Genomic DNA, 24,793 nt, shown 5'->3' with positions numbered 1-24,793 from the left:
CGGGCCTCACGCGCCCACGGGCGGGGTGATGGCCACTCCGTGTTCGCGCAGGATGCGCTCCACCTCCATGTGCGTGCGCGAGAGGGCCTTGCCGGCGTTGTCCAGGTCGTCCACCCAGAAGGTGATCCGAAAGACCATGCCCTGCGCCCCGAAGGCCTTGAGCTGCGCCGAGGGCGCGGGCGAGGCCAGCACTCCGGGCGCGGCGGAGGCCGCCCGGGCCAGGAGCTCCTGCACCTGGGCCGTGTCCGAGCCGTAGGCCACGCCCACGTCCAGGTGGCGGCGGATGCGCCGGTCGTTGTGGGACCAGTTGAGGATCTTCTGGGCGATGAGTTCCGAGTTGGGCACGAAGAGCGTGGCGTTGTCGAAGGTCTGCACCACGGTGTTGCGGATGTTCACGCGTTTCACCACGCCCCAGGTCTCTCCGATCTGGAGCACGTCCCCGGCCTGCACCGCGCGCCCGAAGAGCAGGATGAGCCCGGAGATGAAGTTGTTGATGATGTTCTGCAGCCCGAAGCCCACGCCCACCGAGAGGCCGCCCGCCACCACGGCCAGGCTCGTGAACCCGGCCCCCACCGTGCGCAGGGCCGCCAGGGCGTAGACGCCCCAGATCAGATAGGTGGCGATGGTCTCCAGAAGGTTCACCACGCCCAGCTCCAGGCCCGGATAGCGCCGGGGCAGGTCCGTGACCAGGCGGTGGGCCACCCGGGTGAAGGCCCGGGCCAGGAAGAATCCGGCGAAGAGCCCGGCGGCCCCGGCCAGATCCAGGCTGAAGCCCTCCTCGCCCACGTCCTGGCCCACCAGGGCCAGGAACACGCTCGTGCCGCCCATGGACATGGAGAGCCAGAACATCCAGCAACCGGCCATGGCCAGCGCCACGGCCGGCAGGGCCAGCCCGGAAAGCAGCAGCCGCGCGCACTCGGCGGAGGGCTCTTCCCGGGGCTCCGAGGCGGCGCGGGAGAGCAGGGCGTGCAGCCCCACCCCGGCCTGCAGGAAGGCCAGCAGGAGGAACCAGCCCATGGCGGCCAGCAGCGTCATGTTCACCCAGCCCAGGAGCGCGGGCAGGCAGAGCAGGGGATAGAGCCAGCCGCCCGCCCGGGCCATGCGCGCCCCCAGACTCGGGGCCTCGGCAGGGGACGTGCGCGCCGTGATCCAGCCGGCCGCCAGCAGCGCCAGCACCCAGAGCGCCCCGCGCGGGGCCTCCGGCAGCCAGGGCAGCTGGAAGAGGCAGGCCAGCACGAAGAGGGTCCAGGCCGTGCCCAGCCCGTCGCCCCGGCGCGCCCCGGGCGCGGCGCCCAGGCCGCCCAGCAGGCGCGAGAAGCCCAGCAGGCCGCGCGAAAGCAGGATCTCGGCGATGGCCGAGGCCTCGGCGCGCACCATCACGAAGGCCGGGCCGGACGTGGCCCACAGCGTGGCCACTCCCAGGGCGAACCAGGAGAGGAAGAGCATGCGGCGCGCGGGCGGCAGGTCCGGGAAGCGGTCCCTGGCCTTGCGCAGGGCCAGGAAGGCCCCCAGGCAGAGCACGGCGGCCAGGCCGCCCAGGCGCGGCAGCACGTCCAGCAGGCGGGCGTCGCCGGAGTTGAAGAGGCTCAGGTAGGTGGCGGCCAGGCGGGGGAGGTCCTGCACGCGCTGGGCGGCCTCGGCCCAGGCCCCGGCGGTGAGGAAACCCTTGCCCTGGTTGAGGTAGTAGTCCTTCCAGGCGCGAGGGATGCGGTCGTTGATGGCCTGGGAGAGCCTGCCGATGCCGGTCTGGATGTCGCGGGTGGGGGAAAGGCCCTGGTCGAGCACGGTTTTCACGCGGCCGAGCTTGCCCTTGAGCTTGCGCAGGTCGCCCAGGAATTCGTTGAGGGTCTTCTGGGCGTCCTCCTGGGGGCCGGTGGCGTGCTGGCGTGCGAACTCGCCCTCCAGCTCGGCCATGCGCTCCTGGAAGTTCTTCAGGTCCACGTCGGCCTTGGAAAAGGGCTGGGCCACGGCCTCCACCTTGGCCTTGAGGATGTCCAGTCCCGCCAGCACTGCGCGCAGTTCCACGGGGCTGGACCCCGAAACCTTGGTGAGCACCATGAGCTCGTCGAGCTTCTTGCGCAGGGCCGAGAGGTCCTGCCGGGTGCGCGAGACCATGCCCGGCAGCTTCTGGGACACGCCATCCACATAGTCGATCTGGTATTGCAGCTCCTCGTAGTTGCGCTGGAGCACCAGCTTCCAGCTGTCGGGCTGCTCCTGGGGCGCGGGCTTGTCCTGCGGCTTGTCCTGCGGCTGGGCCTGGGCCTGCGGCTGTTGCTGGGGCTGCTTGTCCTGGGCGCGGCCGGGAGCTGTCCAGGCCAGGAGGGCCAGGGCCAGGACCAGGGCGGCGAAGCGGCGAATCGTCGGGTGGGATGCGTGCATGGGAGCCTCCGAATGGCGGACCGGCCGGGCCTGAAGCGGCCCCGGAGCGGACGGCCGCGCGGTCTGGCATCCTCCTAGCCAAAGCCGGGGCGCTTGGGAACCCCGGAGGCGCGCGCGCTACAGGTTGCTCAAAGTGCTGATGATCCATCTCCCGTCGATGCATTGGATGTCGATGATCGGTGGGCCGGATGGATCGTCGTCGCATTCAAACGTCAGCGAATGAAACCTGCTCCCCACTTGTCGATGATGTATCACGAGTGAAGTCGATCTCTCGAATCTCGATTTCCATGATCCTTCACCCACGAACAATCCCCTGTACAACCAGCTCGAAGCATCCGTCAGCATGGCCGCCGCCTCGGTCTGGTCACGGCAATTGTCAACGAGGCAGAACCCCTCGGCAAAGTATGCCTTCAGTTTCTCGACATCCATGTCGATGATCAGTCGCTTCACCGCCTCACCGGCGACGAGGGGGTTGCCGCATTCCTGGGCCCTGCTTTGGATCGGGAGCGACAGCGCGAGCCCAAGGCAACAAATCAGCACTGTTCTTCGATGACAAGGCATGCCTGCCTCCTCGGCAGTCTTTTGACCGGATCGACGTGCTTGCCGTTCCCGGCGTCGCGGTCGTCCATGGAATAAGCCGCTGCATGCAGCTGGATGTGGCCATGCGGGCCGGGACGGTCCGCGCGGCCGGTTGCCGCCGGTGTGCGGGGAAAGCGCTGCCTCATCTTTCTCCATGCGGCAGGAGGCTCGCCGGACAACGCGAAGCTGGTCATCCGTTTGAAAATAAACTCACCAGGAGCCATCCTTTGCCGTTTTTCATGAAGGTGAGGCCTGGCACGGAACGTGTGTAGGTTTTTTGAGAGACGTAGCTGATGCTCCAGGCCTTCTCGGACAGCCGGTGAAACTCGATGGTGATGTCGTCCGCCTTGAGGAGGTAGCTTCTGATGGATTCGTCACCCACGAAGAGGTGCTTGTAGAGCCAGCTCTTCTTGTTGGCGAGCAGCCTGGCGACCTGCTTTCGGCTGAGCGGGTCGTCCACGAACCAGATGGTGTCCGCGATGGAGGCGACGAGCCCCTTGGTGTCCTCCTTTTCGACCATCGCCTTGATCCGCAGGGCGATCTCCTTGAGTTCCTCGGGCTCTCCGGCAAGGCACCTGTTTGGAACGGACAACAGGAGCATGGAGACGGCAAGGAGGATGAACAAGCTACTTGTAGGTATACTGATTATTTTCGAATAATGTGCGAGGATCATAGGATGCATCCCTTCTGTTGTGTGTGAATAGACTAAAGTGCAAGTGCGGCCCTTTTGAAGTTCCAGATATATCTGTTGTTCCCAGTACGTCCCCAGGGTTCACCTTGTCGTTGACGCTAACGGATGGTTTGGAATGAACATAGGCTCCGTACTTGTAGTCCCCATGGTCCACAACAATTTGATTGTTCCCCATGCTGTCAGGGAGGACGTTAACGACTGTCCCTGGACGGCTTGCGTATACAGGGTCGCCGAGTTTGTTGCGGATGTCGATCCCATGGTGAAACCCTCTCTTCGGGTCCGTGCGATTCCCGTACGGACTGGTAATCACCATTGACGATCCGCCAACCGGCAACACGGGCCCATGAATCATCTTCTGCGTCTCGGGATCGAGCCCCTTCAGCCTCTCCCAGTTCTCCCGCTCCTTCTGCTGGCGCAGCACTTCCTGGGTCCGGTAGTCGAGCCCCTTCAGGCGTTCCCAGTCTTCCCGATTCAGCACGCTGGGGTCCGCGCTTCCGCGCACTTCACCGCTCACGCGTCCACGCACCTCCTGGCCCTGCCCGGCGGCAGGCTCCCCGGCGGCTTTCTGGCCGGAAGCCGCCCCGGGCGGCGTGGCGTCGGCCTGCTGCGCCGTCTCCCCGCCTGCCGCCCCGGCCTTCACGAAGGAAAGAAGTCCATGAGCCGTTTCCGGGCGCGCATCAGGGAGCGCGCCCCCTTGTCCTTGAGCTCCTTCGCCTGACGGGCTGCCCCCGGCGTCCATGAACCGAACCACATTCCCGGCGAATTGCTCCTGGCGCTCCTGGTCGGCGACGCCGCCCAACAGATCGCCCAGCTTCCAGGCATTGGCCAGGTTCCAGGCGCCACTACCGTTCAGATCCTGATTCTCCGTGCCCATTTTCGTTCCTCCTGAGTGCGGCTCAGCCGCTAGATTTCAGGGCAGTATATCCAGGAGAATGAAATTCGCAGCCCACATAGCGCTATGTGGGAAAAAATATAAAATATTTCTTCGCGCTGATCAATGCTGGCGTCTTCGGTCGCCCTGGCTCGAGTCCCTTGAGGAGTTCCGGGAATGCGCGATGGATGCCCGGTGGGGGCGGCAACCTTTCGGAAAAATGACTGACTCGGCGGATTTCTTCCCACATAGCGCTATGTGGGCTGCGCGAAATGCAAATCCTGATATTCTCCGTGGCTGTCCGGAATCACCCGGAACCCAAACAGAAGGAAAAGAATCATGCATTGCCCTCACTGCCGTGCCGAGTTGTCCCAGTTCAAGCCCGTCACCGATCCCAGGCGCGTCAAGCTCCACGCCCACCATGGAGCGATGGATTTGGACGCGGAACAACTCCACTCCCTGGCGCGAACCGCCATGGCCCACCTCGGGCTCCGCCGCCGCATGCTCGAGGCGGTTGGGGCGCTGGAGCACTACCGGGAAATTGTCGAGCGCATGGAGTTGGACCCGTATTTTTGCGAGCACGTGCTGGCCTTCGACGGCGACGGCGGAGCCGGCCTCTTTCCCGGCGCGGCCCGCAGAGCCCGCCTGAGCCACCTCAAGGAGCGCGTGCGCCAGGGCAGGGCCCGCGAGGGCGACCTGATGCGCTACCTGGAGCTGACCGACCGCGCCTGATACCCCGCCGCACGGGCCGGGCGGCCTTCCGCCCGGCCCCGCCTCGATTGCCAACGCGCACGAAAGCGTTTACCCCTGCCGCATGTCGGCATCCGCCAACGCCGGACCCGCGCGCGGCGCGTGTCCGCTCCCCTTCGACACCTTCGCCGGGTTCGCCGCCGGCGCGCTTCTGGCCCTGTCCTGGCCGGGCGCTGTCGCGTCCGCGCCCTGGCTGGGCTGGCCCCTGGCGGCGTTGTCCCTGGCCTGGTTCGCCCTGGCGCGCGCCCCCCTGGACGGGCCGCGGGCCTTCACCCGCGCGGTCGCCCTCGGCGGCCTGGGCGCCGCTCTCCTGGCCGCCCTGTGGAACCTCGCCCTGGACTTCGCCTGGACCCCCTGGACCTGGGTGGTCTCGCCCCTCATCAGCGGACGCGAGGTGCTCAAGATCTGGCTGGCGGCCCACGGCCAGTCCATCTATCCGCCGCCGGGGACGTATCCCTTCCTCACCACCCTCTACACGCCGCTCTTTTTCGTGCTGGGGGCCGGGCTCACGCGCCTGTTGGGCGATCCCGCGCTTTCCGGCATGCTCCTCACGGCGTTGCCCTACGCCGGAGCCTTCGCCGTCGTCACGCTCTGGGGGCGGCGCGAGACGGGCTCCTGGGCCGTGCCCCTGGCCTTCGCCGTACTGGCTTTCGCCTCGGTCCAGATGGCTCTGGCCGGGGTGATCCTCCGGCCGGACTGGCTGGCCTGGATGCTGGCCTACGCCGGGGCCATGCGCTTCACCGCCCGCGACGCGGGGGACAGGCCTTGGGCCGCCGCGCTGCTCCTGGGCGCGGCCATGCTCACCAAGCAGCAGACCCTGCCCGTGTTCCTGGCCCTGGTCACGCTCTGCATCTGGGACCGCTCCCTCTGGCGGCGCTGCCTCTTCACGGCCTGCGCGGCGGGCGCGCTCCTGGGCGTGGCGGCCCTGGCCATGCAGTGGGGCACCGGCGGGGCCTTCCTGATCCACACGCTCAAGTATCCCGCCAGCCTGGCGGCCGATCCGGGCATCACCAACTGGGAGAGCGCCGTGCCGCGCCTCGTCCGGTTCGGGATCAACCACGCAGCGCCCCTTGCCGCCTGGGCCGCCTGCCTGCTCGCTGGCCTGGCAAGGCGGCGCTTCCACGCTCTCGACTGGCTGCTCCTGGTGCAGGTCCCCTTCATCCTGCGCCTGATGATGACCTGGGGTGCTGCCGACAACTACTTCTGGGGCTTCCTGCCGCTACTCTACCTGCGCCTGGGCGTGGCCGCCGCCGCCATCGGCCGCGAGGGGCTGGCCCGGGGCGCGGCGGCCGCGTTGCTGGCGGCGCTCTGCCTGCCCGCCTCCCGGGGCTTCGACGACCCGGCCGCGCGCGCCACGCCCGCCAGGCCCGACCTCTCGGCCCTGGCCCGGGAGATCGCCCGGCCAGACGGCCCCCCGTGGCTCATCAACGCCGAGGCCGCGCCCCTGTTGCTTCCCCGGGAGTTCACCCCGAGGCTCGCGGCCTTCGACGCCATCGAGACACAGTTTTTCGAGCGCGTGGGCTACTGGCGCTTCGCGGGCTCCCCCCTGCACCGCGACATCGTCGGCCGTCGCTTCGGGGGCATCATCCTGGGCGACACCTTCCGCGACGAGCAGGTGCACAGCGTCATCAACCTCCACTACGCGCTCGAAAGCGTTCCCGATCCGCTCTACGCTGTCTATCGCCCCCTGCCCGGAGCCGTGGTGGAATACCCCGTGCCTACCGACCGGCCCGTGGCCGCCGAGGGCCTTACCCTCCAGGTGGCTTCCATCGACGGACTCGACGTGAACCAGAGCTTCGGCGGTTTCTTTTCCATGACCAAGAACGAAAAGGCCGCCTCCGGCCACGTGACCTTCTCCCTGCGCAAGCCGCCCGGGCCCGCCGTGGTGCACGTGGGGTTCCACCCCAAGGTGGCCTCCTTCGGCCCGGAAAACCTCCTGGAAGTGGACGTCGGCGACCCGGTCCGGACACTGCGCCGCCTGGGCGATTTTCCCGGCACGCCCCAGGACAACGACAAGGACCTCCACGCCCTCCCGGCCAGCGTCTCCTTCGAGACCGATGGCGAGGAGGCGCTCGTGCGCTTCACCGTGCGCGGCAACGCCAGGCTGTGGTTCGCCCCCACCATGCCCCTCATCTTCAGGGTGGTGCCCCGATGAAAGACCCCATTGCCGTCCATACCATTTCCCTTGGCTGTCCCAAGAACCTCACGGACACCGAGCTGCTCCTGGGCGGACTGCCCGGACCCGCCAGGCCCGTGGACCGCCCCGAGGACGCCCGCCTCGTGCTCGTGAACACCTGCGGCTTCATCCGCCCCGCCGTGGAGGAGTCCGTGGCCGAAATCCTCGACGCGGCCCAGGCCCTGCGCGGGCTCGACCCCAAGCCGCTCCTGGCCGTTGCCGGGTGCCTCGTCAGCCGCTACGGGCAGGAGCTCAGGGACTCGCTCCCCGAGGTGGACCTCTGGCTTTCCACCCACGAAATCCCCGACTGGCCCTCGCGCATCGCCAACGCCCTGAGCCGCGCCCCCTCCGTCGCGCCGAAGCGGCTGCTCACCAGCCCCCCGAGCTACGCCTACCTCAAGATCAGCGAGGGCTGCCGCCACGCCTGCCGCTTCTGCACCATCCCCTCCATCCGGGGGCCGCTCAAAAGCCGCCCGGTCCGGGATCTGGCGGACGAGGCCCGCCATCTGCTGGACTCGGGGCGCAGCGAGCTGATCCTCGTGGCCCAGGACCTCACGGCCTACGGGCGCGACCTGGGCTACGAGCCCGGACTGCGCGGACTGCTGAAGACCCTCCTGCCCCTCAAGGGCCTCGCCCGGCTGCGCCTGCTCTACCTCTACCCGGCAGGCCTCACGCCGGGGCTCCTGGACTTCCTCAAGGACGCCGGGCCGCCGCTGCTCCCCTATTTCGACATCCCGCTCCAGCACGCCCACCCGGACGTGCTCCAGTCCATGGGCCGACCCTTCGCCAAAGACCCGCGACGCGTGGTGGACCTCGTGCGCGACCGCTTCCCCGAGGCGGCCATCCGCACGAGCCTCATCGTGGGCTATCCGGGCGAGACGCGCACCCACTTCGAATACCTCCTTCGCTTCGTGCGCGAGACGCGCTTCACCCACCTGGGCGTGTTCGCCTTCCAGGCCGAGGAGGGCACGCCCGCCGCGAAAATGCCGCGCCAGGTGGGCATGAAGACCCGCCAGGCCCGCCGGGATGCCGTCATGGCCGCCCAGGCCGAGATCTCCGAGGAGTGGCTGGAAGGATTTCAGGGGCGGGAACTGGACGTGCTCGTGGACGCCCCGCACCCCGAATGGCCCGGACTGCACGTGGGACGCGCCTGGTTCCAGGCCCCGGAGATCGACGGCGTCACCTACGTCTCCGGCCCCGGCGTGAAACCCGGGGCCATGGTGCGCGCCACCGTGGACGACACCAAGACCTACGACCTGGTGGCCCTGGCAGGCTGACGGCCACCCCGGGGCTCCGCCCCGGACCCCGGCAGGGCGCTGCCCCGCACCCGCCAGGGGGGAGCCCCCCCTGGACCCGGCAATTGCTTCGCGGGTTTCGCCGCAACCGTTGCGGCGGGGGACGCGAAGCTCCTTGAAAGTTTTTGAAGGAGAGTCCAGAGAGGAAACTTTTTTCAAAAAGTTTCCTCTCTGGCCGCCGGAGGCATCTTCCGCCTTCGTCACCTCTCTGCTGGAGGCCTCTTCCATGCGCGATTTCGAAGTGCGGCGAATGTTCGACACCATTGCGGGCGGCTACGACATGCAAAACAGCGTGCTCTCGCTGCGCATCGACGTGCTCTGGCGCAAGCGTCTGGCCCGGATGCTTCCCGCGGACCGGCCCATCACGGTGGCCGACGTGGCGGCGGGCACGGCCGAGGTGTCCCTGGAGATCGTGCGCCAGCGCCCCCTGTCCCGGGTGGTGGGCATCGACTTCACCCCGGCCATGCTGCGCGTTGGCCACGCCAAGCTGGCCCGGCGCGAGCCGCGCGGCCGGGTGCGTCTGGCCGCCGGGGACGCCCGCCGCCTGCCCCTGCGCGACGCCAGCGTGGACGCCGTGACCATCGCCTTCGGCATTCGCAACGTGCAGGAGCGCGCCGCTGCCCTGGGCGAGTTCTTCCGGGTGCTCAAGCCCGGCGGGCGTCTCCTGGTGCTGGAGTTCTCCCTGCCCGACAACGCCCTGTTGCGCGGCCTTTACCGCTTCTATTTCGACCGCGTGCTGCCCCCCTTCGGCAACTGGCTCTCACGCACGGACTACGCCTACTCCTACCTCATGGAATCGGTGCACGCCTTCCCGGACCACCAGACCTTCGCCGCCGAGATCCGCGACGCGGGGTTCGCCGACGTGGACCAGACGCCCCTCACGGGGGGCATCGCGCGCATCCACTCGGGCGTGCGCCCCGCGTAGCGTCGCGCTCAACGGCCGTCCCCGCAGACAAACCACGTCGTCAGCTGACCCATCGATTTGTCACAACGACGCGTGCATGCGCCCTTGGCGCGTGACGCGATGCCCTGCCTTTTGCGCCATGGGGTCCCGGTCGTTGTAGCGAAAACGCCGGGCTTCTCGCAAAATTATGTTCAGGCGTTTCGAGTTGTTGTCCGTCAGGGCTTGTGGGCGTCGTTCATTGGTGTTGCGCCGGATCGCCCTCCAGAATAGAATTGTTCCAATGTACAAAACCATATGGAGTGAAGCAGTGAGTTGTGCGCTTCCGGTCAACTCAGAAGCAGGGCAATGGCAATCGATATGGAACAGGTGGACGGTTTTGTAGGATGTTGCGTGGATTTGGAGTCTCAGGTTCGACGACTTGAAGAGGAACTTGCGGAATCCCGGCGGGAGGCGGCCCGGCACGCCCTGGCCGCCAAGAGGCTGGAGGCCGTCACCGCCAACGCCCTGGACGCCATCGTGATGATGGATGCCTCGGGACGCGCGACCTGCTGGAACAAGGCGGCCGAGCGCATGTTCGGCTGGCGCGCGGACGAGGTGCTCGGGCGCGACGTGCATGGGCTGCTCGCGCCGTCCGAGTCCGTGGGGCGCTACCTGGAGCATGCGGTCCGCTTCCGGGAGACGGGCCAGGGGCCGGCCCTGGGCCGCGTTCTGGAGCTGGAGGCCCGGCGCAGGGACGGCGGGGCGCTCTCCGTGGAGCTCACCGTGGCCGCCGTGGACATGGACGGCGAGTGGCATGCTCTGGCCGTGGTGCGCGACGTCACGGAGCGCAGGCGCATGGAGGATGCCCTGCGCGCCAGCGAGAGGCGTCTGGCCATGCTGGTGGAGACAGCGGGGGAGGGCATCTGGCAGCTCGACGCGGACCTGCGCACCGTGCATGTGAACGGCAAGATGGCCGGGCTGCTGGGGGTCGCGGCCGAGGACATGCTCGGCAGAAGCTACTTCGATTTCGTTTTCCCGGAAGACCTGCCGTTGGCCCGCGCGAAAATGCGGGAGCGCGCCCGGGGGGTCAACGACCGCTACGAGTTGCGCCTGCGCCGCCCCGACGGGACCGGGCTGTGGTTCCTGGTGTCGGCCACCGCCCTCATGGGCGAGGCCGGGGCGTTCGGGGGTGTCTTCGGAATGTTCATCGACATCACCGAACGACGCCGCGCCGAGGAAGCCCTTCGCCAGGAGAAGGCCTTCAGCGATGCGCTCGTCAACAGCGTGCCGGGACTTTTATACCTCTATTCCAGCGACGGACGCCTGTTCTACTGGAACAGCCGGACGGAGGAGGCCACGGGCTACGGCCCCGGGGAACTCGCGGACATGCGCCTGGAGGACTGGTTCCGGGGCCTGCCGGATGAGCTGGCCAAGGCGGAGGACGCCTGGAAGCTCGTGCGTTCCCAGGGTGCGGCCGAGCTGGAAACGCGACTTGTGATGAAGGACGGCACGTCCAGGCCCTTCTACCTCACCGCCGTTTCGCTGGAGCTGGAGGGCGAATCCTACCTGATCGGCATCGGCACCGATCTCACGGCCCTGGAGCACACCAGGTCGGCCCTGGCCGAGCGCGAGGCCGAATTCCGCCTCATCTTCGAGAACAACACCGACGCCATCGTCTGGGCCGACGCGGAAACCGGCCTCGTGGTGGACTGCAACATTGCGGCGGAACGACTTTTTGAACGCTCCCGGAAGGAGCTGATCGGACTGCCCCAGGCCCGGCTGCATCCCACGGACAGGGCCGGACAATACCGCGCGGCGTTCCGGGATTTCGTGGAGCAAGGCTCCGTGGATCTGCCCGACGCCGAGGTGGAGACGGCATCAGGCAGGCGCATTCCCGTGGAGCTTTCCGCCACCGTGGCCGACACCGGCAAGCGCCGCATCGCCCAGGGCATCTTCCGCGACGTCACCGCGCAGCGGCAATCGCGCCGGGAACTGGTGCGCAACCTGGAAGAAAAGGAACTGCTGCTGCGTGAGGTGCACCATCGCGTGAAGAACAACCTCCAACTGGTGACGAGCCTGGTGAACCTCCAGTTCGAGGGCTTCGACGCCCCGGGGGCCGCAGAGATGGCCCGCAACGTCAGCGGGCGCATCCGCTCCATGGCCCTGGTGCACGAACAGCTCTACCGCTCCGGCGACCTCTCGGGCATCGACATGGCCAGCTACGTGGAAATCCTGGCGGGCGAGCTGACCCGCGACACGCGCGCGACGACACGCCCCTCGTCCTGCGCCTGGAGGTGGAGCCCACGTTTCTGGGCATCGACGCGGCCATCCCCTGCGGGCTGCTGCTGAGCGAGCTGGTCACCAACGCCTGCAAGCACGCCTTCCCGGAAACCGCGTCCGGCGAGTTGGCCGTGCGCCTCTCCATTCGCGAAGGGCTCGCCCGGCTCGTGGTGGAGGACAACGGCAGGGGCCTGGAGCACGACTTCGACATCCGGGGCGCGCGCACCCTGGGGTTCACCCTGGTGCAGGCCCTGGTGGAGCAGCTGCGCGGGACGCTGAAGGTCGAAACGGGGCAGGGAACGCGCTTCACGGTGTCGTTTCCCCCGCGCTGAAAGCGGCGGCGCGCCTTCTCCGGCCTTGACACCACCCCCCGGGCGGGTCATGGAAGGTGGGACCCTCAGCACCCCTAACCTTCGGATATCGCCTATGTTCGTCAACTGGCCGGAACGCTTCTTCTGCAACTCCCCCGTGCGCCGCTTCCTCCAGGCCCGGCAGGTCCGGCAGTGGCTGGGCATGCGCAGGCCCACTCAAGGCTCCGACGTGCTGGAGATCGGCTGCGGCAACGGCGCCGGGGCCAGGCTCATCCTGGATCACTTCCGGCCCCGCTCCCTCACGGCCCTGGACCCGGACCCGGACATGCTGCGCCTGGCCCGCAAGCGCCTGGCGGGCACCATCGCCACCGTGGTGGAGGGCGACGCCCAACGCCTGCCCTGGGAAGACGCCAGCTTCGACGCCGTGGTGAACTTCGGCATCGTCCACCACTTGGAAGACTGGCGCGCCGGCCTGGGCGAAGTGGCCCGCGTGCTGCGTCCGGGCGGGGCCTTCTACATCGAGGAGATTTTTCCCGACCTCTACGCCAGCCCCTTCTGGCGGCACGTGGTGGCCCACCCCGTCCACGACCGCTTCCGCGCCCCCGAGTTCAAGGCGGAGCTGGACCGGCTGGGCCTTGCGCTCCTGCCGGGCTACCACGAATCGCGCCTGACCATGCTCGGCGTGGCCGTCAAAAAGGAGGACGCATGACCGACGCCCTGTCCGACCCGGTGTTCCTCTCCCGCCTTCAGTTCGCGGCCACGACCATGTTCCACATCCTCTGGCCGCTCACCACCATCGGCCTCTCGGTGTTCCTGGTGGCCCTGGAGGCGCTCTGGCTCGGGACCGGCGACCCGGACTACTACCGCCATTGCCGTTTCTGGGCTCGCATCTTCGCCGTGGGCTTCGCGGTGGGCGTGGTCAGCGGCATCCCCCTGGAGTTCCAGTTCGGCACCAACTGGGCGCCCTTCTCCGTGGCGGCGGGCAACTTCTTCGGGCAGGTGCTCTCCTTCGAGGGGGCCATGGCCTTCATGCTGGAGTCGGCGTTCCTCTCCATCATGCTCTTCGGCTGGAAGCGCGTGGGCCCCTGGGCGCACTTCCTCTCCACGGTGCTCGTGTGCTTCGCGGCCTCGCTCTCGGCCTTCTGGATCATGGCCGCCAACTCCTGGATGCAGACCCCGGCCGGGGGCCGCTTCGTGGACGGCGTGTTCCAGTTGGAAGACTTCTGGGCCGCCGTGTTCAACCCCGACACCGTGATCTCCTTCAGCCACATGTGGCTGGCCTGCCTCCAGACCAGCCTCTTCCTGGCGGGCGGCGTAAGCGCCTTCTACATCTGGCGCGGACGCCACACGGCCTTCTTCCTGCGCTCCTTCAGTCTGGCCGCCGCCATGGTACTGGTCGTGGCCCCCCTCCAGGCCCTTGTGGGCGACACCTCCGGCGTGCACATCGGCAAGCTCCAGCCCGCCAAGGTGGCGGCCATCGAGTCCCATTGGGAGACCAACAAGCCGGGAGAGGGCGCGTCCTGGAACATCGTCGCCTGGCCCGACCCCGAGAACGAGCGCAACGCCTTCGAGATCCGCGTGCCCTACGTGCTCTCGCTGCTCATCACCCACACGCCCACCGGGACAGTGCCCGGGCTCAAGGACTTCCCCAAGGAGGACCGGCCGCCCATCGTCATCCCCTTCTATGCCTTCAGGGCCATGGTGGGCATCGGCTTCGCCATGGTGGCCCTGGCCCTGGTCACGGTCTGGGCCTGGCGCAAGGGGCTGCTCGCGCCGGACGGCGCGCCGCGCCGCAAGCTGCTGCTGGGGGCCTGGATGGCCATGGCCCCCCTGGGCTACGTGGCCACGGAGATGGGCTGGGCCACCCGCGAGGTGGGCCGCCAGCCCTGGGTGATCCATGGCCTGCTGCGCACCTCCGACGGGGCGTCCATCCTGCCTGCCGAGGCCGTGTGGACCTCCCTGGCCATGTACGGAGCGGTCTACACCATCCTGCCGCTCATGGCCCTTTGGTTCTTCGGCAAGATCCTGGCCAAGGGGCCGGACCTCACGCTGCAACCGCCCGCGGCCGCGCGCAAGGGAGCCTGACCATGGACCACGCCCTCTACGCCGAACTCTGGCTCTGGCTCCTGGCCCTGGCCCTGGCCGCGACGGTGATCCTGGACGGATTCGACCTGGGCGTGGGCATCCTCTGCCTGCGCGAGCCCGACGAGGACGCCCGCGCCTCCATGATGGCCTCCATCGAGGGCGTCTGGCACGCCAACCAGACCTGGCTCGTGGTGGCGGGCGGCGTGCTTTTCGGGGCCTTCCCCAAGGCTTACGGGATGCTCCTGTCGTCGCTCTACCTGCCCGCCGGGTTGCTGCTCCTGGGGCTCATGGCCCGGGGCATCGGCCTGGAATACCACGCGGAGGGGGCAAACAAGCGCTTCTGGTCCAACCTGTTCGGCTACGGCAGTCTCCTGGTGGCCCTGGCCGAGGGGGCCATGCTGGGCGCGGTGATGCAGGGACTGCCCATGGAAGGGCATGTGCGCTTCCTCAAACCCTTCGCCTGGCTGGGTCTGGGGGCCGTCGCCGGGGCGGGGGCCATGGCCTGCGTGGTCTCGCTGCTGGGCGCGGCCTGGCTTTCCAGGGCCTCGCTCGCCCACCTCGCCAAGCCCGACGACGTGCTCCGGCTGGCCCTGGGCGCGGTGGCCCTGCAGCTGACCATGGCCTTCGTTGTCCCGGTTTCGGGGCTGGCGGGCATGGCGGTGTGGGCGGCGGGCCTTTGGTGCCTGCTGCGCGCCGTGCGGGCCTCGGGGATCGGCCCGTTCTGGGGCTGGACGTGGACCGGCGTGCTGCTCTTCCTGGTGGGCTGGCTCTGGGCCATGCGCCCGGAGTTCGCCCCGCCGGGCCTCACGCCGCTTTCGGCCTCGGCCGCCGCCGGATCGCTGCGCATCATGCTCATCGGCTTCGCCGTGGTCACCCCCGTGATCGTCGTCTACACCATCTACCAGTACAGGGTCTTCCGGGGCCAGGGGGCCTACCAGGACCACGAGTTGCACCACTAAGGCCCAAGGAGCCTCCATGCCTTTGCCTTCGGCCCCCGCCGCCGGGGTCTTCACGCGTCTCAAGCCGTTTCTCGCGCTCTCGCGCACGCCCCACGGGCTCATGGACATGGCCATGCCGGTCGCCGCCGCGCTGGCCTGCCTGGGCGCCTTTCCGCCCCCGGGCACGAGCCTGCTGGGGCTCATCACGGTGTTCGCAGGCTACACCGCCGTCTACGCCGTCAACGACCTGGCCGACTACCGCACCGACCGCGCCAACCATCTGGCCGGACCGCCCGACACCTCGGGCTATCTGGACGCGGCCTTCGCCCGCCATCCCCTGGCCATGGGCCTGCTCACCTGGAGGCAGGGCCTGGCCTGGACGGGCATCTGGGCCGTGGCCGCACTGGCCGGGGCGTGGGCGCTCAACCCGGCGTGCGCGTGGCTGTTGCTGGTCGGCGTGGCGCTGGAGGTGGTCTATTGCGGCCTGCTCAAGGTGACGCACCTGCGCGCCCTGGTGAACGGGGTGGTCAAGTCCCTGGGGGGCGCGGCGGCCGTGCTGGCCGTGGCCCCGCACGCGCCGCTCTGGATTCCCGTTGCGATCTTCGTCATGACCTTCTGCTGGGAGATCGGCGGCCAGAACATCCCGGCCGACTGGTTCGACCTGGAACTGGACCGCGCCCAGGGGGCGCGCACCCTCTGCGTGAGCCTTGGGCTGGAGCGCGCCGCGCGGGTGAGCGTGTGGACGCTTTCGGCTTCCACGGCCCTGGCGGGCCTGGTGCTGTGGCTCTCCCCCATGGGCATGCCCTGGTGGCTGGCCGCCCTGGGCGTGGGGACGGCGGCCTGGCTGCTGGTGCTGCCCGCCCTGGGCCTGGCGAGGGAACAGTCGCGGGAGTCGGCCTCGCTGCTCTTCAACCGGTCCAGTTGGTTCCCCGTGGCGCTTCTGGCCACGCTTCTGGCCGGTCTGGCCCTGCGCTAGCGTTGCGCCCGTGCGGACGCGGCGTTGCGGGGCAGGGGCGAGTGCTGTCGTTCCCGGGGGATATCAGGAATCCTGTAAGGTGCAGGCGGCGTCTCCGGCCACGGTGACGCGGTTCTTCCCGGCCTTTTTGGCCTCGTAGAGGGCCATGTCCACCCGGCGCACCAGGGCCTCGGCGCTCTCCGAGGGGTTGAACTGGGCCACGCCCAGGCTCGCGGTGACGGGCCTGCCCACGCCGAAATCCTGGCAGGCCAGGGTTTTGGCCAGCTTGCGCCCGCAGGTGAAGGCCCCCTGGAGCGTGGTCTGGGGCATGATCACCATGAATTCCTCGCCCCCGTAGCGGCACACCACGTCGGTGACGCGCACCCCGGCGCAGACCGTCCGGGCCAGGGCCACCAGCACGGTGTCTCCGGTCTGGTGGCCGAAGTTGTCGTTGACGGCCTTGAAGTCGTCGATGTCCAGCATGAGCAGGCACAGCTCCGAACCGTAGCGCTTGGCCCGGCCGATCTCCTTGGCCAACTCCGCCTCGAAGGCCTGGCGGTTGCCCACGCCGGTGAGGTGGTCGCGTCCGGCCAGTTGGAAGAAGCGAACCCGTTCGTGCTCGATGCGCGAGATGTCGGTGAAGGTGAGCAGGTGGAGGTCGCCGCCGTCCATGCGCACGCGGTCCAGGCGCAGGAGGAAGCGCGCGGGCTTGCCGCCGCGCTCCTGGCCGATGCCCGCCAGGATGAACTCGCGCCCGGTGTGGCGCTCGAGCCATGCGCCGATGCCCTGGGGCAATGAGGACTGGGCCATGCCGTGGCGCAGGGCCAGGGTGAAGTTCGCGCGCAGCCACGCGCCCAGGTCCTGCCCTTCCTGGGCCGAGCGGGGGAGGATGGCCTGGGGGTCGTTGAAGTAGAAGATGCGCTCTCCGTCGGTGAGCAGATGGCAGTTGGGCACGTGGGAGAGCAGGCCCCCCGCCATGGCCTGCCGGTAGGCGTCGCGGCCGCGCTTGGAGAGGGTCCTGGCGGCGCGTTCGAGCCCGGCGAAGATGTCCTCGGCGTTGTAGGGCTTCTTGATGAAGAGATTCACCCCCAGTTCGATGGCGTCCAGGTAGGACTCTTCCGCGCCGAAAGCGGAGGCCACGATGACGAAGGGGTCGCCGCCGTTGCCGCGGATTTCCCGGATCATGCCCAGGCCGTCCAGGCAGGGCATGCGCAGGTCGGTGACGATCACGTGGGGGGCGTGCTCGCGCCAGATGTCCAGGCCGCATTGGCCGTTGTCGGCCTGGAAGATGCGGGCCACGCGGTTCTCGAGCACTAGCGTCAGGGCGACGCGCGAGGGCGCGTCGTCTTCCACGATGAGTACCTTGAGCGAGTGCAGCGAAAGCCCGGTCATTGATGCGGAACCTACGGAAAAGAAAAAGTTTTTGAATGGATATCAGATATTGGCGGGGAGTCAAGGGCCAGTGAGCTGTATCGAAGGTTGTCAGATGCGCGCCCGCGGCGCATCGGCAGTGCCTTTGATGGTCGGAAACGGGGGAGCTTGCAGTCCGGGCCTTGTCCCGCACCCGGGAATGGGGGGGCGGCCTGTGTGTGGTGTGCCAGGTCCGGCAGGTGCGCGGCTGGAGGCGATCCCGGAGGCGGCTCGCGCCGGGGGGGTAGTCGGGGGCGGCGGCGGTTATTCGGCGCGGATCCGCACGTCCTGGCGCTCCTGGACCATGCCGCGCACGAAGGCTTGGCCAAGTTGGCCGAAGAACTCCTCCATGCGCGACTGCTCCTTGCGTGGGCCGCGCACGATGCCGGGCTTGCGGCGGGTGATGCCCGAGAGCGTCCTGAGTTCTTCCAGGGCGTCCTCGGCGGAGCCCATCTTGTCCACGAGCCCCAGGGTGAGGGCGTTGGCGGCGGTCATTGCCTTGCCCTGGAGGGCGTTGACGGCGGCGGGGTCCAGGTTGCGGGACTGGGCCACGTCGGCCACGAAGATGTCGCGCAGGTCGGTGATGAGTTCCTGGAGGTAGGCCTTGTCTTCGGCGGTCATGTCCCGGAAGGGGGAGCCCGCGTCCTTGAGCGTTCCCGTGGTGAAGCTGTGGAAGGCCAGGCCCAGGCGGTCCGTGGCCTCGCGCACGTTGGGGAACATGCTGCGCACGCCGATGGAGCCGGTGATGGAGCCGGGGAGGGCGTAGATCACCTTGGCGGGGCAGGCGACGTAGTAGCCGCCGCTGGCGGCCACGGAGCCGAAGGAGGCCACCACGGGCTTGTGGCGGGCCAGGTCGCGCACGGCGCGGTGGATCTCCTGGGAGGGGCCGAAGCCGCCGCCGCCGGAGTCCACGCGCAGGAGCACGCCCTTGACGGCCTTGTCGTCGCGCAGCTTGCGCACGAAGGCCACCACGCGCCGGGAACTCTCGATGGTCCCTTCGATCTGGACCACGCCGAGCTTTTCGGAGTCGAACCAGGAGAGCGGAAAGTCATCGTCGTCTTGTCCGTCGGCCGGAAAAAAGGCCATGGCCCCCACCGAGAGGGCCATGGCCGCTAGAAGAAGCGCGAAGACGAAGAGCACGGGATGCTTCCCGCGCAGCCCCGTCTTCGCGGTCGGTTCGTTACTGCTGGGCATCCTCTTGCTTCTGGCGCAGGAGGTCGCCCAGGCCGACGCCCACTTCGGGGCCGGAGGAGCGGTATTCCTTGGCCTTGCGCTTGTCGTCCTCGTCCTTGATGGCCTTGATGGAGAGGCCCAGGCGGCGCTCGTCGGCCGAGACGTGGATGACGCGGGCTTCGATCTGGTCGTTCTCTTTGTAGAGTTCGGCCGGGGTCTTCACCTTCTTGCGGCTGATTTCGGAGACGTGGACCAGGCCTTCGATGCCCTCTTCCACTTCAACGAACAGGCCGAAGTCGGTGATGTTGGTCACGGTGCCCTTCACGGTGGCGCCCACGGGGTAGCGGGCGGGCACGTCGTGCCAGGGGTCGTCGGCCAGTTGCTTGATGCCCAGGGTGAACTTCTCGTTCTGCTTGTCCACGGTGAGCACTTTGGCGCGCACCACGTCGCCCACTTTGAACATCTCGCCGGGATGGCGGACCTTCTTGGTCCAGGAGATGTCGGAGACGTGGATGAGGCCGTCGATGCCGTCCTCGATGCCGATGAAGATGCCGAACTCGGTGATGTTCTTCACCGTGCCTTCCAGCACCGCGCCCTCGGGGTAGCGGTCGGCCACCAGATCCCAGGGGTTGGGCTTCACCTGCTTCATGCCGAGGCTGATGCGCTTCTTGTCCTGGTCGACGCCCAGCACGACCACCTCGACCTCGTCGCCCAGGTGGACCATCTGGGAGGGGTGGCGCAGCTTGCGGGTCCAGCTCATCTCGGAGATGTGCACCAGGCCCTCGACGCCGGCTTCCAGTTCCACGAAGGCGCCGTAGTCCACCAGGTTGGTGACCTTGCCGGACATGCGGCTGCCCACGGGGTACTTGTCGGCGATGTTCTGCCAGGGGTCGGGCGTGAGCTGCTTCATGCCCAGGGAGACCTTCTGCTTGTCCTTGTCGAAGGAGAGCACCTTCAGTTCAAGCTCGTCGCCCAGTCCGACCATCTCCTTGGGATGCTTCACGCGCTTCCAGGACATGTCGGTGATGTGCATGAGGCCGTCCAGGCCGCCCAGGTCCACGAACACTCCGTACTCGGTGATGTTCTTCACGCGGCCGGTGACGGTCTGGCCCTCTTCGAGGGTGGTCAGCAGGTCGCGGCGCAGGGATTCGCGGCGTTCTTCCAGCAGCACGCGGCGCGACACGATGACGTTGGAGCGCCGGCGGTTGATCTTGAGGACACGGAACTCGAATTCCTTGCCGACCAGCGCGTCCATGTCGGGCACGGGGCGCAGGTCCACGTGGGAGCCGGGCAGGAAGGCTTCGACGCCGCCCAGGTCCACGGTGTAGCCGCCCTTGATGCGCCGCTGGATGCGGCCGGAGATGATGTCGTCCTTGTCTTGGAGGTCTTCCAGCTTGTCGAAGAGCTGCATCCGCTTGGCGCGGTCGCGGGAGAGGTGGATGGTCCCCTCGGATTCGTTCTTGCCCACCACGTAGACGTCGATTTCTTCGCCCACGCCCACCGTGACGTTGCCTTCGGCGTCGGTGAATTCCGACACCGGGATCTGGCCCTCGGACTTGAAGTTCACATCCACGAGGATGTGCTCCTTGCCCACGCGCACCACCACACCCTTGGTGATGACGCCTTCCTCGAGATCCCCGAAGTCTTCGTTCAGGTAATCTTCGAGAGCGGCCTCGAAGTTGACTTCCATGTCCTGGTTGCTGGTTGATTTGGGATGTTCGGCGTTGATCATGACTTGGTTGACCTCCAACAGGATATTCCCTCGCAAAAAAGGATTCAGACCCGTACCCGAAATGGCGTTGGGTGACAACCGCTAATAACGCCTTGGGGACGCGTTTCAACCGGGGATTGGGAGTTTTTGGACAAGCACGCGGTCAATCCTCAGGCCGTCCAGGTCCACCACCTCGAAGCGGTGTCCCTCGTGCTCGAAGGCCTCGGCCACGGCCGGGATGCGGCCCAGCCGGAAGAGCACGAACCCGGCCACGGTCTGGAATTCTCCGGGGGGCACGTCCCGGCCCAGCAGCTCGAAGAGTTCGGAGGCCGGAGTGAGCCCGTCCACCAGCAGCGAGCCGTCCTGGCGCACGGCGATGCGCTGTTCGCCGCGCGAGGGCGGCGCGAGCCCCCCCACGATGGCCGCCAGCACGTCGGTGAGCGTGGCCAGCCCCTGCACGGCCCCGAACTCGTCCACCACCAAGGCCATGGCCTGCCCCGCCTCGCGCAGCTGCACCAGCAGGTTGGAGACCGTGGTGGTCTCCAGCACGTGGGGCGGGTGCTGGAGCAGGCCGCGCACCGTCTGGGGGTTGGCGGCGTAGTCCACGCAGAGCAGGTCCTTTGCCTCGGCCACGCCCAGCAGGTTGTCCAGGCCGCCGCGCATCACGGGAAAGCGGTTGAAGGGCGTGGCCCGGATGGTGGCCTGGATGCGCTCCGGGTGGTCCAGGTCCAGGGCCACGATGCGCGCGCGGTGGGTCATGACGGCCGCCACGGGGCGGTCGTCCAGGAGCAGGGCGCGCTCGGCCATGGCCCCCTCGTCGCGCTCGAGCACGCCCGATGCGGCGGCCTGGCGCACCAGCAGGCGCAGCTCGTCCTCGCTCACGCCGTCGTGCCCGCCGTCGCTCTGGGGAAATAGCCGCAGCACCAGGTGGGTGGAGGCCGAGAGCACCCAGACGAAGGGCGCGGCGAGGCGCAGCAGGATGGCCATGGGCCGGGCCACGGCCACCGCGAGGGCCTCCGGGTTGGCGATGGCCAGACGCTTGGGGACCAGCTCACCCGCAATGAGCGACACGTAGGTGACGCCGGCCACCACCAGGGCGAAGCCCAGGGCCTCGGCGTGGGGCGCGAGCGCGGGAATGCCCGCCAGCAGGGAGCGCGCGTGTCCGGCCAGGGAGGCCTCGCCCAGCGCGCCCGAAAGGATGGTCAGAAGCGTCACGCCGATCTGGAGCGCGGCCAGAAAGTTCTGGGGCCTGCGCCCCAGGTCCAGGGCCGCGCGCGCCCCGCGCGACCCCCGGGAGGCCATCTGTTCCAGGCGGTGGGGCCGGGCCGTGAGCACGGCCAGTTCGGCGGCGGCGAAGCAGCCGCCCAGAAGGATCAGCCCCAGCACCAGGGCGATGTCGGCAATGAGGTCGAGCATGTGGGACGTATAGGGCTCGACGCCCGTCGGGGCAACCGCAATGGAAGACTGTTCGTGCAGGGTGATTCCTAACAGGTAATCTCTTGGTGTTGGCCGTTGCTTTCAGCCAGTCCGCGCAATGTTGATCATAACTCTGGACCTGACCGTTTGAGTCGTATATGATTGGTGATGATATTCTCCGTCACTCTGCGGGAGAGGTCGCTTCCTGAGGGGCAAGGAGGATACGCGTCAATGCGGAACGTCGGGGGGCCTGGACGCGGCATCGCGGGCGTAACTTACAACGTCGGAGGGGGGCATGCGGCTTACATTGAAACTTGCGCTGGCGTTTGGCGCGTGCACGGCGCTTATCGTGATCCTGGGCGTGGCGAATATTTATTCCATGCGCGCCATGAGCCTGAACATCAACGAGGTGGCCACCAACTGGCTGCCCAGCGTCAAGATCCTGGGCGAGATCAACGCCCGGCTCAACGATGTCCGCAGGGTCCAGCTTCTGGCCGGGATCGCCGAAACGCAGGAACTCCGACAGCAGCAGGAGGAGCGGGTCAAGGGCTCACTGGAGAAGCTGGATGCGGCCCGCGCGGTCTATGAAAAACTGATCTCCAGCGACGAGGAACGCAAAATCTACGACGACTTCAAGAAATACTTCACCGAGTACCTCGCCCTGCAGAAGACAGTGGCCGAACTGAACAAGGCTGGCAGGAACGAGGATGCGCTCAAGATGCAGTCCACGGGCATGCGCGCCTCCTTCAACGGCGCGCTGGACGCCGTGAACCGCGCCATCGCCATCAACGACAAGGGCTCCGCCGCCGAGGCGGCCAGCGGCATCACCGCCTACGAGCGCGCCTGGCTCACGTCCGTGATCATGCTCGCTGTTTCCTTTGTCGTCGCAATGGCCCTGGGCTATTTCATCCCTCGCTCCATCACCGTGCCGCTGTCCAAGAGCGTGGCCTTTGCCGACAAGCTCTCCCTGGGCGACCTGAGCGCCAAACTGGACATCGACCTCAAAAACGAGATCGGCGCGCTGGCCAACTCCCTGCGTGGCGTGGCCGAGGCCGAGCGCGGCGTGGCCGACATGGCCTCCAGGGTGGCCTCGGGCGACCTGACGGTGAATGTTGAGCCTCGCTCCCCGGCGGACACGCTGCTGTTGTCGTTCAAGGCCCTCGTGGAAGCCGAGAAGGGCGTGGCCGAGCTGGCCCGCAAGCTCTCGGTGGGCGACCTGGGCGTGGACGTGAGGCCGCGTTCCGACCACGACGACCTCATGCGCTCCATCGCCGCGCTGGTGGAGGCCGAAAAGGGCATCACCGCGCTCTCCGCCAAGCTCTCCCAGGGCGACCTGCGCGTGGACGTGAAGCCGCGCAGCGCGGAGGACGAACTGCTCAACGCCTTCGCCACCATGGTCAGCCGCATCACCGGCGTGGTGGTGGAGGTGCAGGCCGGAGCGCAGAACGTGGCCTCGGGCAGCGAGGAGCTTTCCTCGGCGGCCCAGAGCCTGTCCCAGGCCACCACCGAGCAGGCCGCCGCGCTGGAGGAATCCTCCGCGTCCATGGAGGAGATGTCCTCGTCCATCAGCCAGAACGCCGACAACGCCCGCCAGACAGAGGCCATCGCCGCCAAGGCCGCCCAGGACGCCAAGGAGTCCGGCGGGGCCATGTCCCAGACCGTGACGGCCATGAAGGACATCGCCCGGAAGATCTCCATCATCGAGGAGATCGCCCGGCAGACCGACCTGCTGGCCCTGAACGCCGCCATCGAGGCCGCCCGCGCGGGCGAACACGGCAAAGGCTTCGCGGTGGTTGCCGCCGAGGTGCGCAAGCTGGCCGAGCGCAGCCAGCAGGCCGCAGCCGAGATCAACACCCTCTCGGGCAGCTCCACGGCCGTCACCGAGAGCACCGGCGAGCTGCTCAACCGGCTCGTGCCCGACATCCAGAAGACCGCCGAACTTGTGCAGGAGATCAGCGCCGCCAGCGCCGAGCAGAACTCCGGCGCGACCCAGGTGAACAAGGCCCTGCAGCAGCTCGACCAGGTGGTGCAGCAGAACGCCTCCGCCGCCGAGGAGATGGCCTCCACCGCCGAGGAGCTTTCCGGCCAGGCCGAGCAGCTTCAGAGCGTCATCGCCTTCTTCCAGGTGGACGAGGACGTCTCCGGGACCCGGCGCATGCTCCCCCAGGCAAGGTCCGCCAAGCCCCAGCGTGCCGCCGGGTCAGCCCCCAAGAAGAAGGGCCAGGGCGTGGCCCTGGCCATGGGCGACGACCTTGACAACAAGGACTTCGAACGGTTCTAGGCGAGGGCAAGGAGCAACCACATGAGCGACACATTGCACGCCACGAGCCATCGCTACCTGACCTTCACCCTGGGCCGGGACATGTTTGCCCTGGACATCGCCTGCGTCCGCGAAATCCTGGACATGACGGAGATCACCCGCATCCCGCAGGCCCCCGAGGCCGTGCGCGGGGTGGTGAACGTGCGCGGCGCGGCCGTGCCCGTGGTGGACCTGCGCCTGCGCTTCGGCATGGAGGCGGGCGAACAGACGGTGCACACGCGCATCATCATCGTGGAAATCCCCACGGGGGATTCCATCACGGTGCTGGGGGCCATCGCGGACTCGGTGAAGGAGGTGCTGGAACTGGAGCCGGACGCCATCGCACCCCCTCCCAGCATGGGCACGGGCGTGGCCACGGACTTCCTGCGCGGCATCGGCAAGTCGGGCGGCAGGTTCATCCTGATCCTGGAAATCTCCAAGGTCCTCGGAACCTCCGAGGTGCTCTCCATCAAGGAGCTGGGGGATATGGCCGCCGGAGAAACCCAGGCCTGAGCCCGGGAGGGCTTTCGCTCCGGGCGGGCTCCACGGGGGCCCGCCCGTGCGGGCGGGGGATTGGCTCCTTGCGGCTTC

The 24,793-nt window shown here is 68.0% G+C and carries 20 protein-coding genes; 12 read left to right on the top strand and 8 right to left on the bottom strand.

Translation table 11 applies throughout. The features are described from left to right. Positions 1 to 6 precede the first annotated feature (6 nt). The 4 genes from NNJEOMEG_RS07205 to NNJEOMEG_RS07190 form a co-directional block, all read right to left on the bottom strand. Positions 7 to 2,379, bottom strand: coding sequence for a mechanosensitive ion channel family protein (locus NNJEOMEG_RS07205; protein WP_173082817.1), 2,373 nt, complete (start codon positions 2,377 to 2,379; stop codon positions 7 to 9). Positions 2,380 to 2,496: 117 nt separating this feature from the next. Continuing rightward, positions 2,497 to 2,940, bottom strand: a complete 444-nt coding sequence (locus tag NNJEOMEG_RS07200) for a hypothetical protein (RefSeq protein ID WP_173082815.1) — start codon at positions 2,938 to 2,940, stop codon at positions 2,497 to 2,499. A 208-nt stretch (positions 2,941 to 3,148) separates the two neighbouring features. Next, positions 3,149 to 3,583, bottom strand: coding sequence for a hypothetical protein (locus NNJEOMEG_RS07195; protein WP_173082813.1), 435 nt, complete (start codon positions 3,581 to 3,583; stop codon positions 3,149 to 3,151). A 1-nt stretch (position 3,584) separates the two neighbouring features. Continuing rightward, complete coding sequence (locus tag NNJEOMEG_RS07190; RefSeq protein ID WP_173082811.1) at positions 3,585 to 4,523, bottom strand: M23 family metallopeptidase; 939 nt, start codon at positions 4,521 to 4,523, stop codon at positions 3,585 to 3,587. A gap of 336 nt (positions 4,524 to 4,859) precedes the next feature. On the opposite strand from NNJEOMEG_RS07190, the gene NNJEOMEG_RS07185 reads away from it, so the two are divergent. From NNJEOMEG_RS07185 to NNJEOMEG_RS07140, 10 genes are all read left to right on the top strand, one after another. Continuing rightward, positions 4,860 to 5,252 (top strand): hypothetical protein, encoded by a 393-nt coding sequence (locus NNJEOMEG_RS07185; protein ID WP_173082809.1) that lies wholly within the window; start codon positions 4,860 to 4,862, stop codon positions 5,250 to 5,252. An 82-nt stretch (positions 5,253 to 5,334) separates the two neighbouring features. Beyond that, the gene (locus NNJEOMEG_RS20935) at positions 5,335 to 7,425 is read left to right on the top strand and encodes a hypothetical protein (protein ID WP_173082807.1); all 2,091 of its coding nucleotides are present in this window, start codon (positions 5,335 to 5,337) and stop codon (positions 7,423 to 7,425) included. After that, positions 7,422 to 8,723 (top strand): 30S ribosomal protein S12 methylthiotransferase RimO, encoded by a 1,302-nt coding sequence (gene rimO, locus NNJEOMEG_RS07175; RefSeq protein WP_173082805.1) that lies wholly within the window; start codon positions 7,422 to 7,424, stop codon positions 8,721 to 8,723. The genes NNJEOMEG_RS20935 and rimO overlap by 4 nt, the downstream gene beginning before the upstream one ends. 244 nt (positions 8,724 to 8,967) lie before the next feature. Then, a complete protein-coding gene (gene ubiE / locus NNJEOMEG_RS07170; protein ID WP_173082803.1) occupies positions 8,968 to 9,666 on the top strand; it encodes a bifunctional demethylmenaquinone methyltransferase/2-methoxy-6-polyprenyl-1,4-benzoquinol methylase UbiE in 699 nt (232 codons plus the stop codon). Positions 9,667 to 10,035: 369 nt separating this feature from the next. Beyond that, positions 10,036 to 11,973, top strand: coding sequence for a PAS domain S-box protein (locus tag NNJEOMEG_RS07165; protein ID WP_173082801.1), 1,938 nt, complete (start codon positions 10,036 to 10,038; stop codon positions 11,971 to 11,973). Next, positions 11,919 to 12,236 (top strand): sensor histidine kinase, encoded by a 318-nt coding sequence (locus NNJEOMEG_RS07160; RefSeq protein WP_173082799.1) that lies wholly within the window; start codon positions 11,919 to 11,921, stop codon positions 12,234 to 12,236. The genes NNJEOMEG_RS07165 and NNJEOMEG_RS07160 overlap by 55 nt, the downstream gene beginning before the upstream one ends. A 94-nt stretch (positions 12,237 to 12,330) precedes the next feature. Continuing rightward, positions 12,331 to 12,924 (top strand): class I SAM-dependent methyltransferase, encoded by a 594-nt coding sequence (locus NNJEOMEG_RS07155; protein WP_173082797.1) that lies wholly within the window; start codon positions 12,331 to 12,333, stop codon positions 12,922 to 12,924. Next, complete coding sequence (locus NNJEOMEG_RS07150; RefSeq protein WP_173082795.1) at positions 12,921 to 14,300, top strand: cytochrome ubiquinol oxidase subunit I; 1,380 nt, start codon at positions 12,921 to 12,923, stop codon at positions 14,298 to 14,300. The genes NNJEOMEG_RS07155 and NNJEOMEG_RS07150 overlap by 4 nt, the downstream gene beginning before the upstream one ends. Before the next feature lie 2 nt (positions 14,301 to 14,302). Then, positions 14,303 to 15,259, top strand: a complete 957-nt coding sequence (locus NNJEOMEG_RS07145) for a cytochrome d ubiquinol oxidase subunit II (protein WP_173082793.1) — start codon at positions 14,303 to 14,305, stop codon at positions 15,257 to 15,259. Between the two features lie 16 nt (positions 15,260 to 15,275). Continuing rightward, the gene (locus tag NNJEOMEG_RS07140) at positions 15,276 to 16,214 is read left to right on the top strand and encodes a UbiA family prenyltransferase (protein ID WP_173082791.1); all 939 of its coding nucleotides are present in this window, start codon (positions 15,276 to 15,278) and stop codon (positions 16,212 to 16,214) included. 63 nt (positions 16,215 to 16,277) lie between these two features. Here the strand turns inward: NNJEOMEG_RS07140 and NNJEOMEG_RS07135 are convergent, their stop codons facing one another. From NNJEOMEG_RS07135 to NNJEOMEG_RS07120, 4 genes are all read right to left on the bottom strand, one after another. Beyond that, a complete protein-coding gene (locus NNJEOMEG_RS07135) occupies positions 16,278 to 17,585 on the bottom strand; it encodes a diguanylate cyclase (protein WP_173082789.1) in 1,308 nt (435 codons plus the stop codon). Positions 17,586 to 17,867: 282 nt separating this feature from the next. Then, complete coding sequence (gene sppA / locus NNJEOMEG_RS07130) at positions 17,868 to 18,797, bottom strand: signal peptide peptidase SppA (RefSeq protein ID WP_173082782.1); 930 nt, start codon at positions 18,795 to 18,797, stop codon at positions 17,868 to 17,870. Then, a complete protein-coding gene (locus NNJEOMEG_RS07125; RefSeq protein ID WP_173082780.1) occupies positions 18,784 to 20,508 on the bottom strand; it encodes a 30S ribosomal protein S1 in 1,725 nt (574 codons plus the stop codon). The genes sppA and NNJEOMEG_RS07125 overlap by 14 nt, the downstream gene beginning before the upstream one ends. 105 nt (positions 20,509 to 20,613) lie before the next feature. Next, a complete protein-coding gene (locus tag NNJEOMEG_RS07120; protein ID WP_173082778.1) occupies positions 20,614 to 21,903 on the bottom strand; it encodes a hemolysin family protein in 1,290 nt (429 codons plus the stop codon). Between the two features lie 295 nt (positions 21,904 to 22,198). Here NNJEOMEG_RS07120 and NNJEOMEG_RS07110 point away from each other — a divergent pair, with 295 nt between their 5' ends. Both NNJEOMEG_RS07110 and NNJEOMEG_RS07105 read left to right on the top strand, forming a co-directional pair. Next, positions 22,199 to 24,184: a HAMP domain-containing methyl-accepting chemotaxis protein gene (locus tag NNJEOMEG_RS07110; RefSeq protein ID WP_235956863.1), complete on the top strand. Its 1,986-nt coding sequence runs from the start codon at positions 22,199 to 22,201 to the stop codon at positions 24,182 to 24,184. A 21-nt stretch (positions 24,185 to 24,205) separates the two neighbouring features. Further along, entirely contained in the window at positions 24,206 to 24,715 is a 510-nt protein-coding gene (locus NNJEOMEG_RS07105) for a chemotaxis protein CheW (RefSeq protein WP_173082775.1), read from the top strand. Positions 24,716 to 24,793: the final 78 nt, after the last annotated feature.

It is taken from the genome of Fundidesulfovibrio magnetotacticus (assembly GCF_013019105.1).
GTDB lineage: Bacteria > Desulfobacterota > Desulfovibrionia > Desulfovibrionales > Desulfovibrionaceae > Fundidesulfovibrio > Fundidesulfovibrio magnetotacticus.
This window is presented reverse-complemented; position numbering and strand designations above follow the sequence as displayed.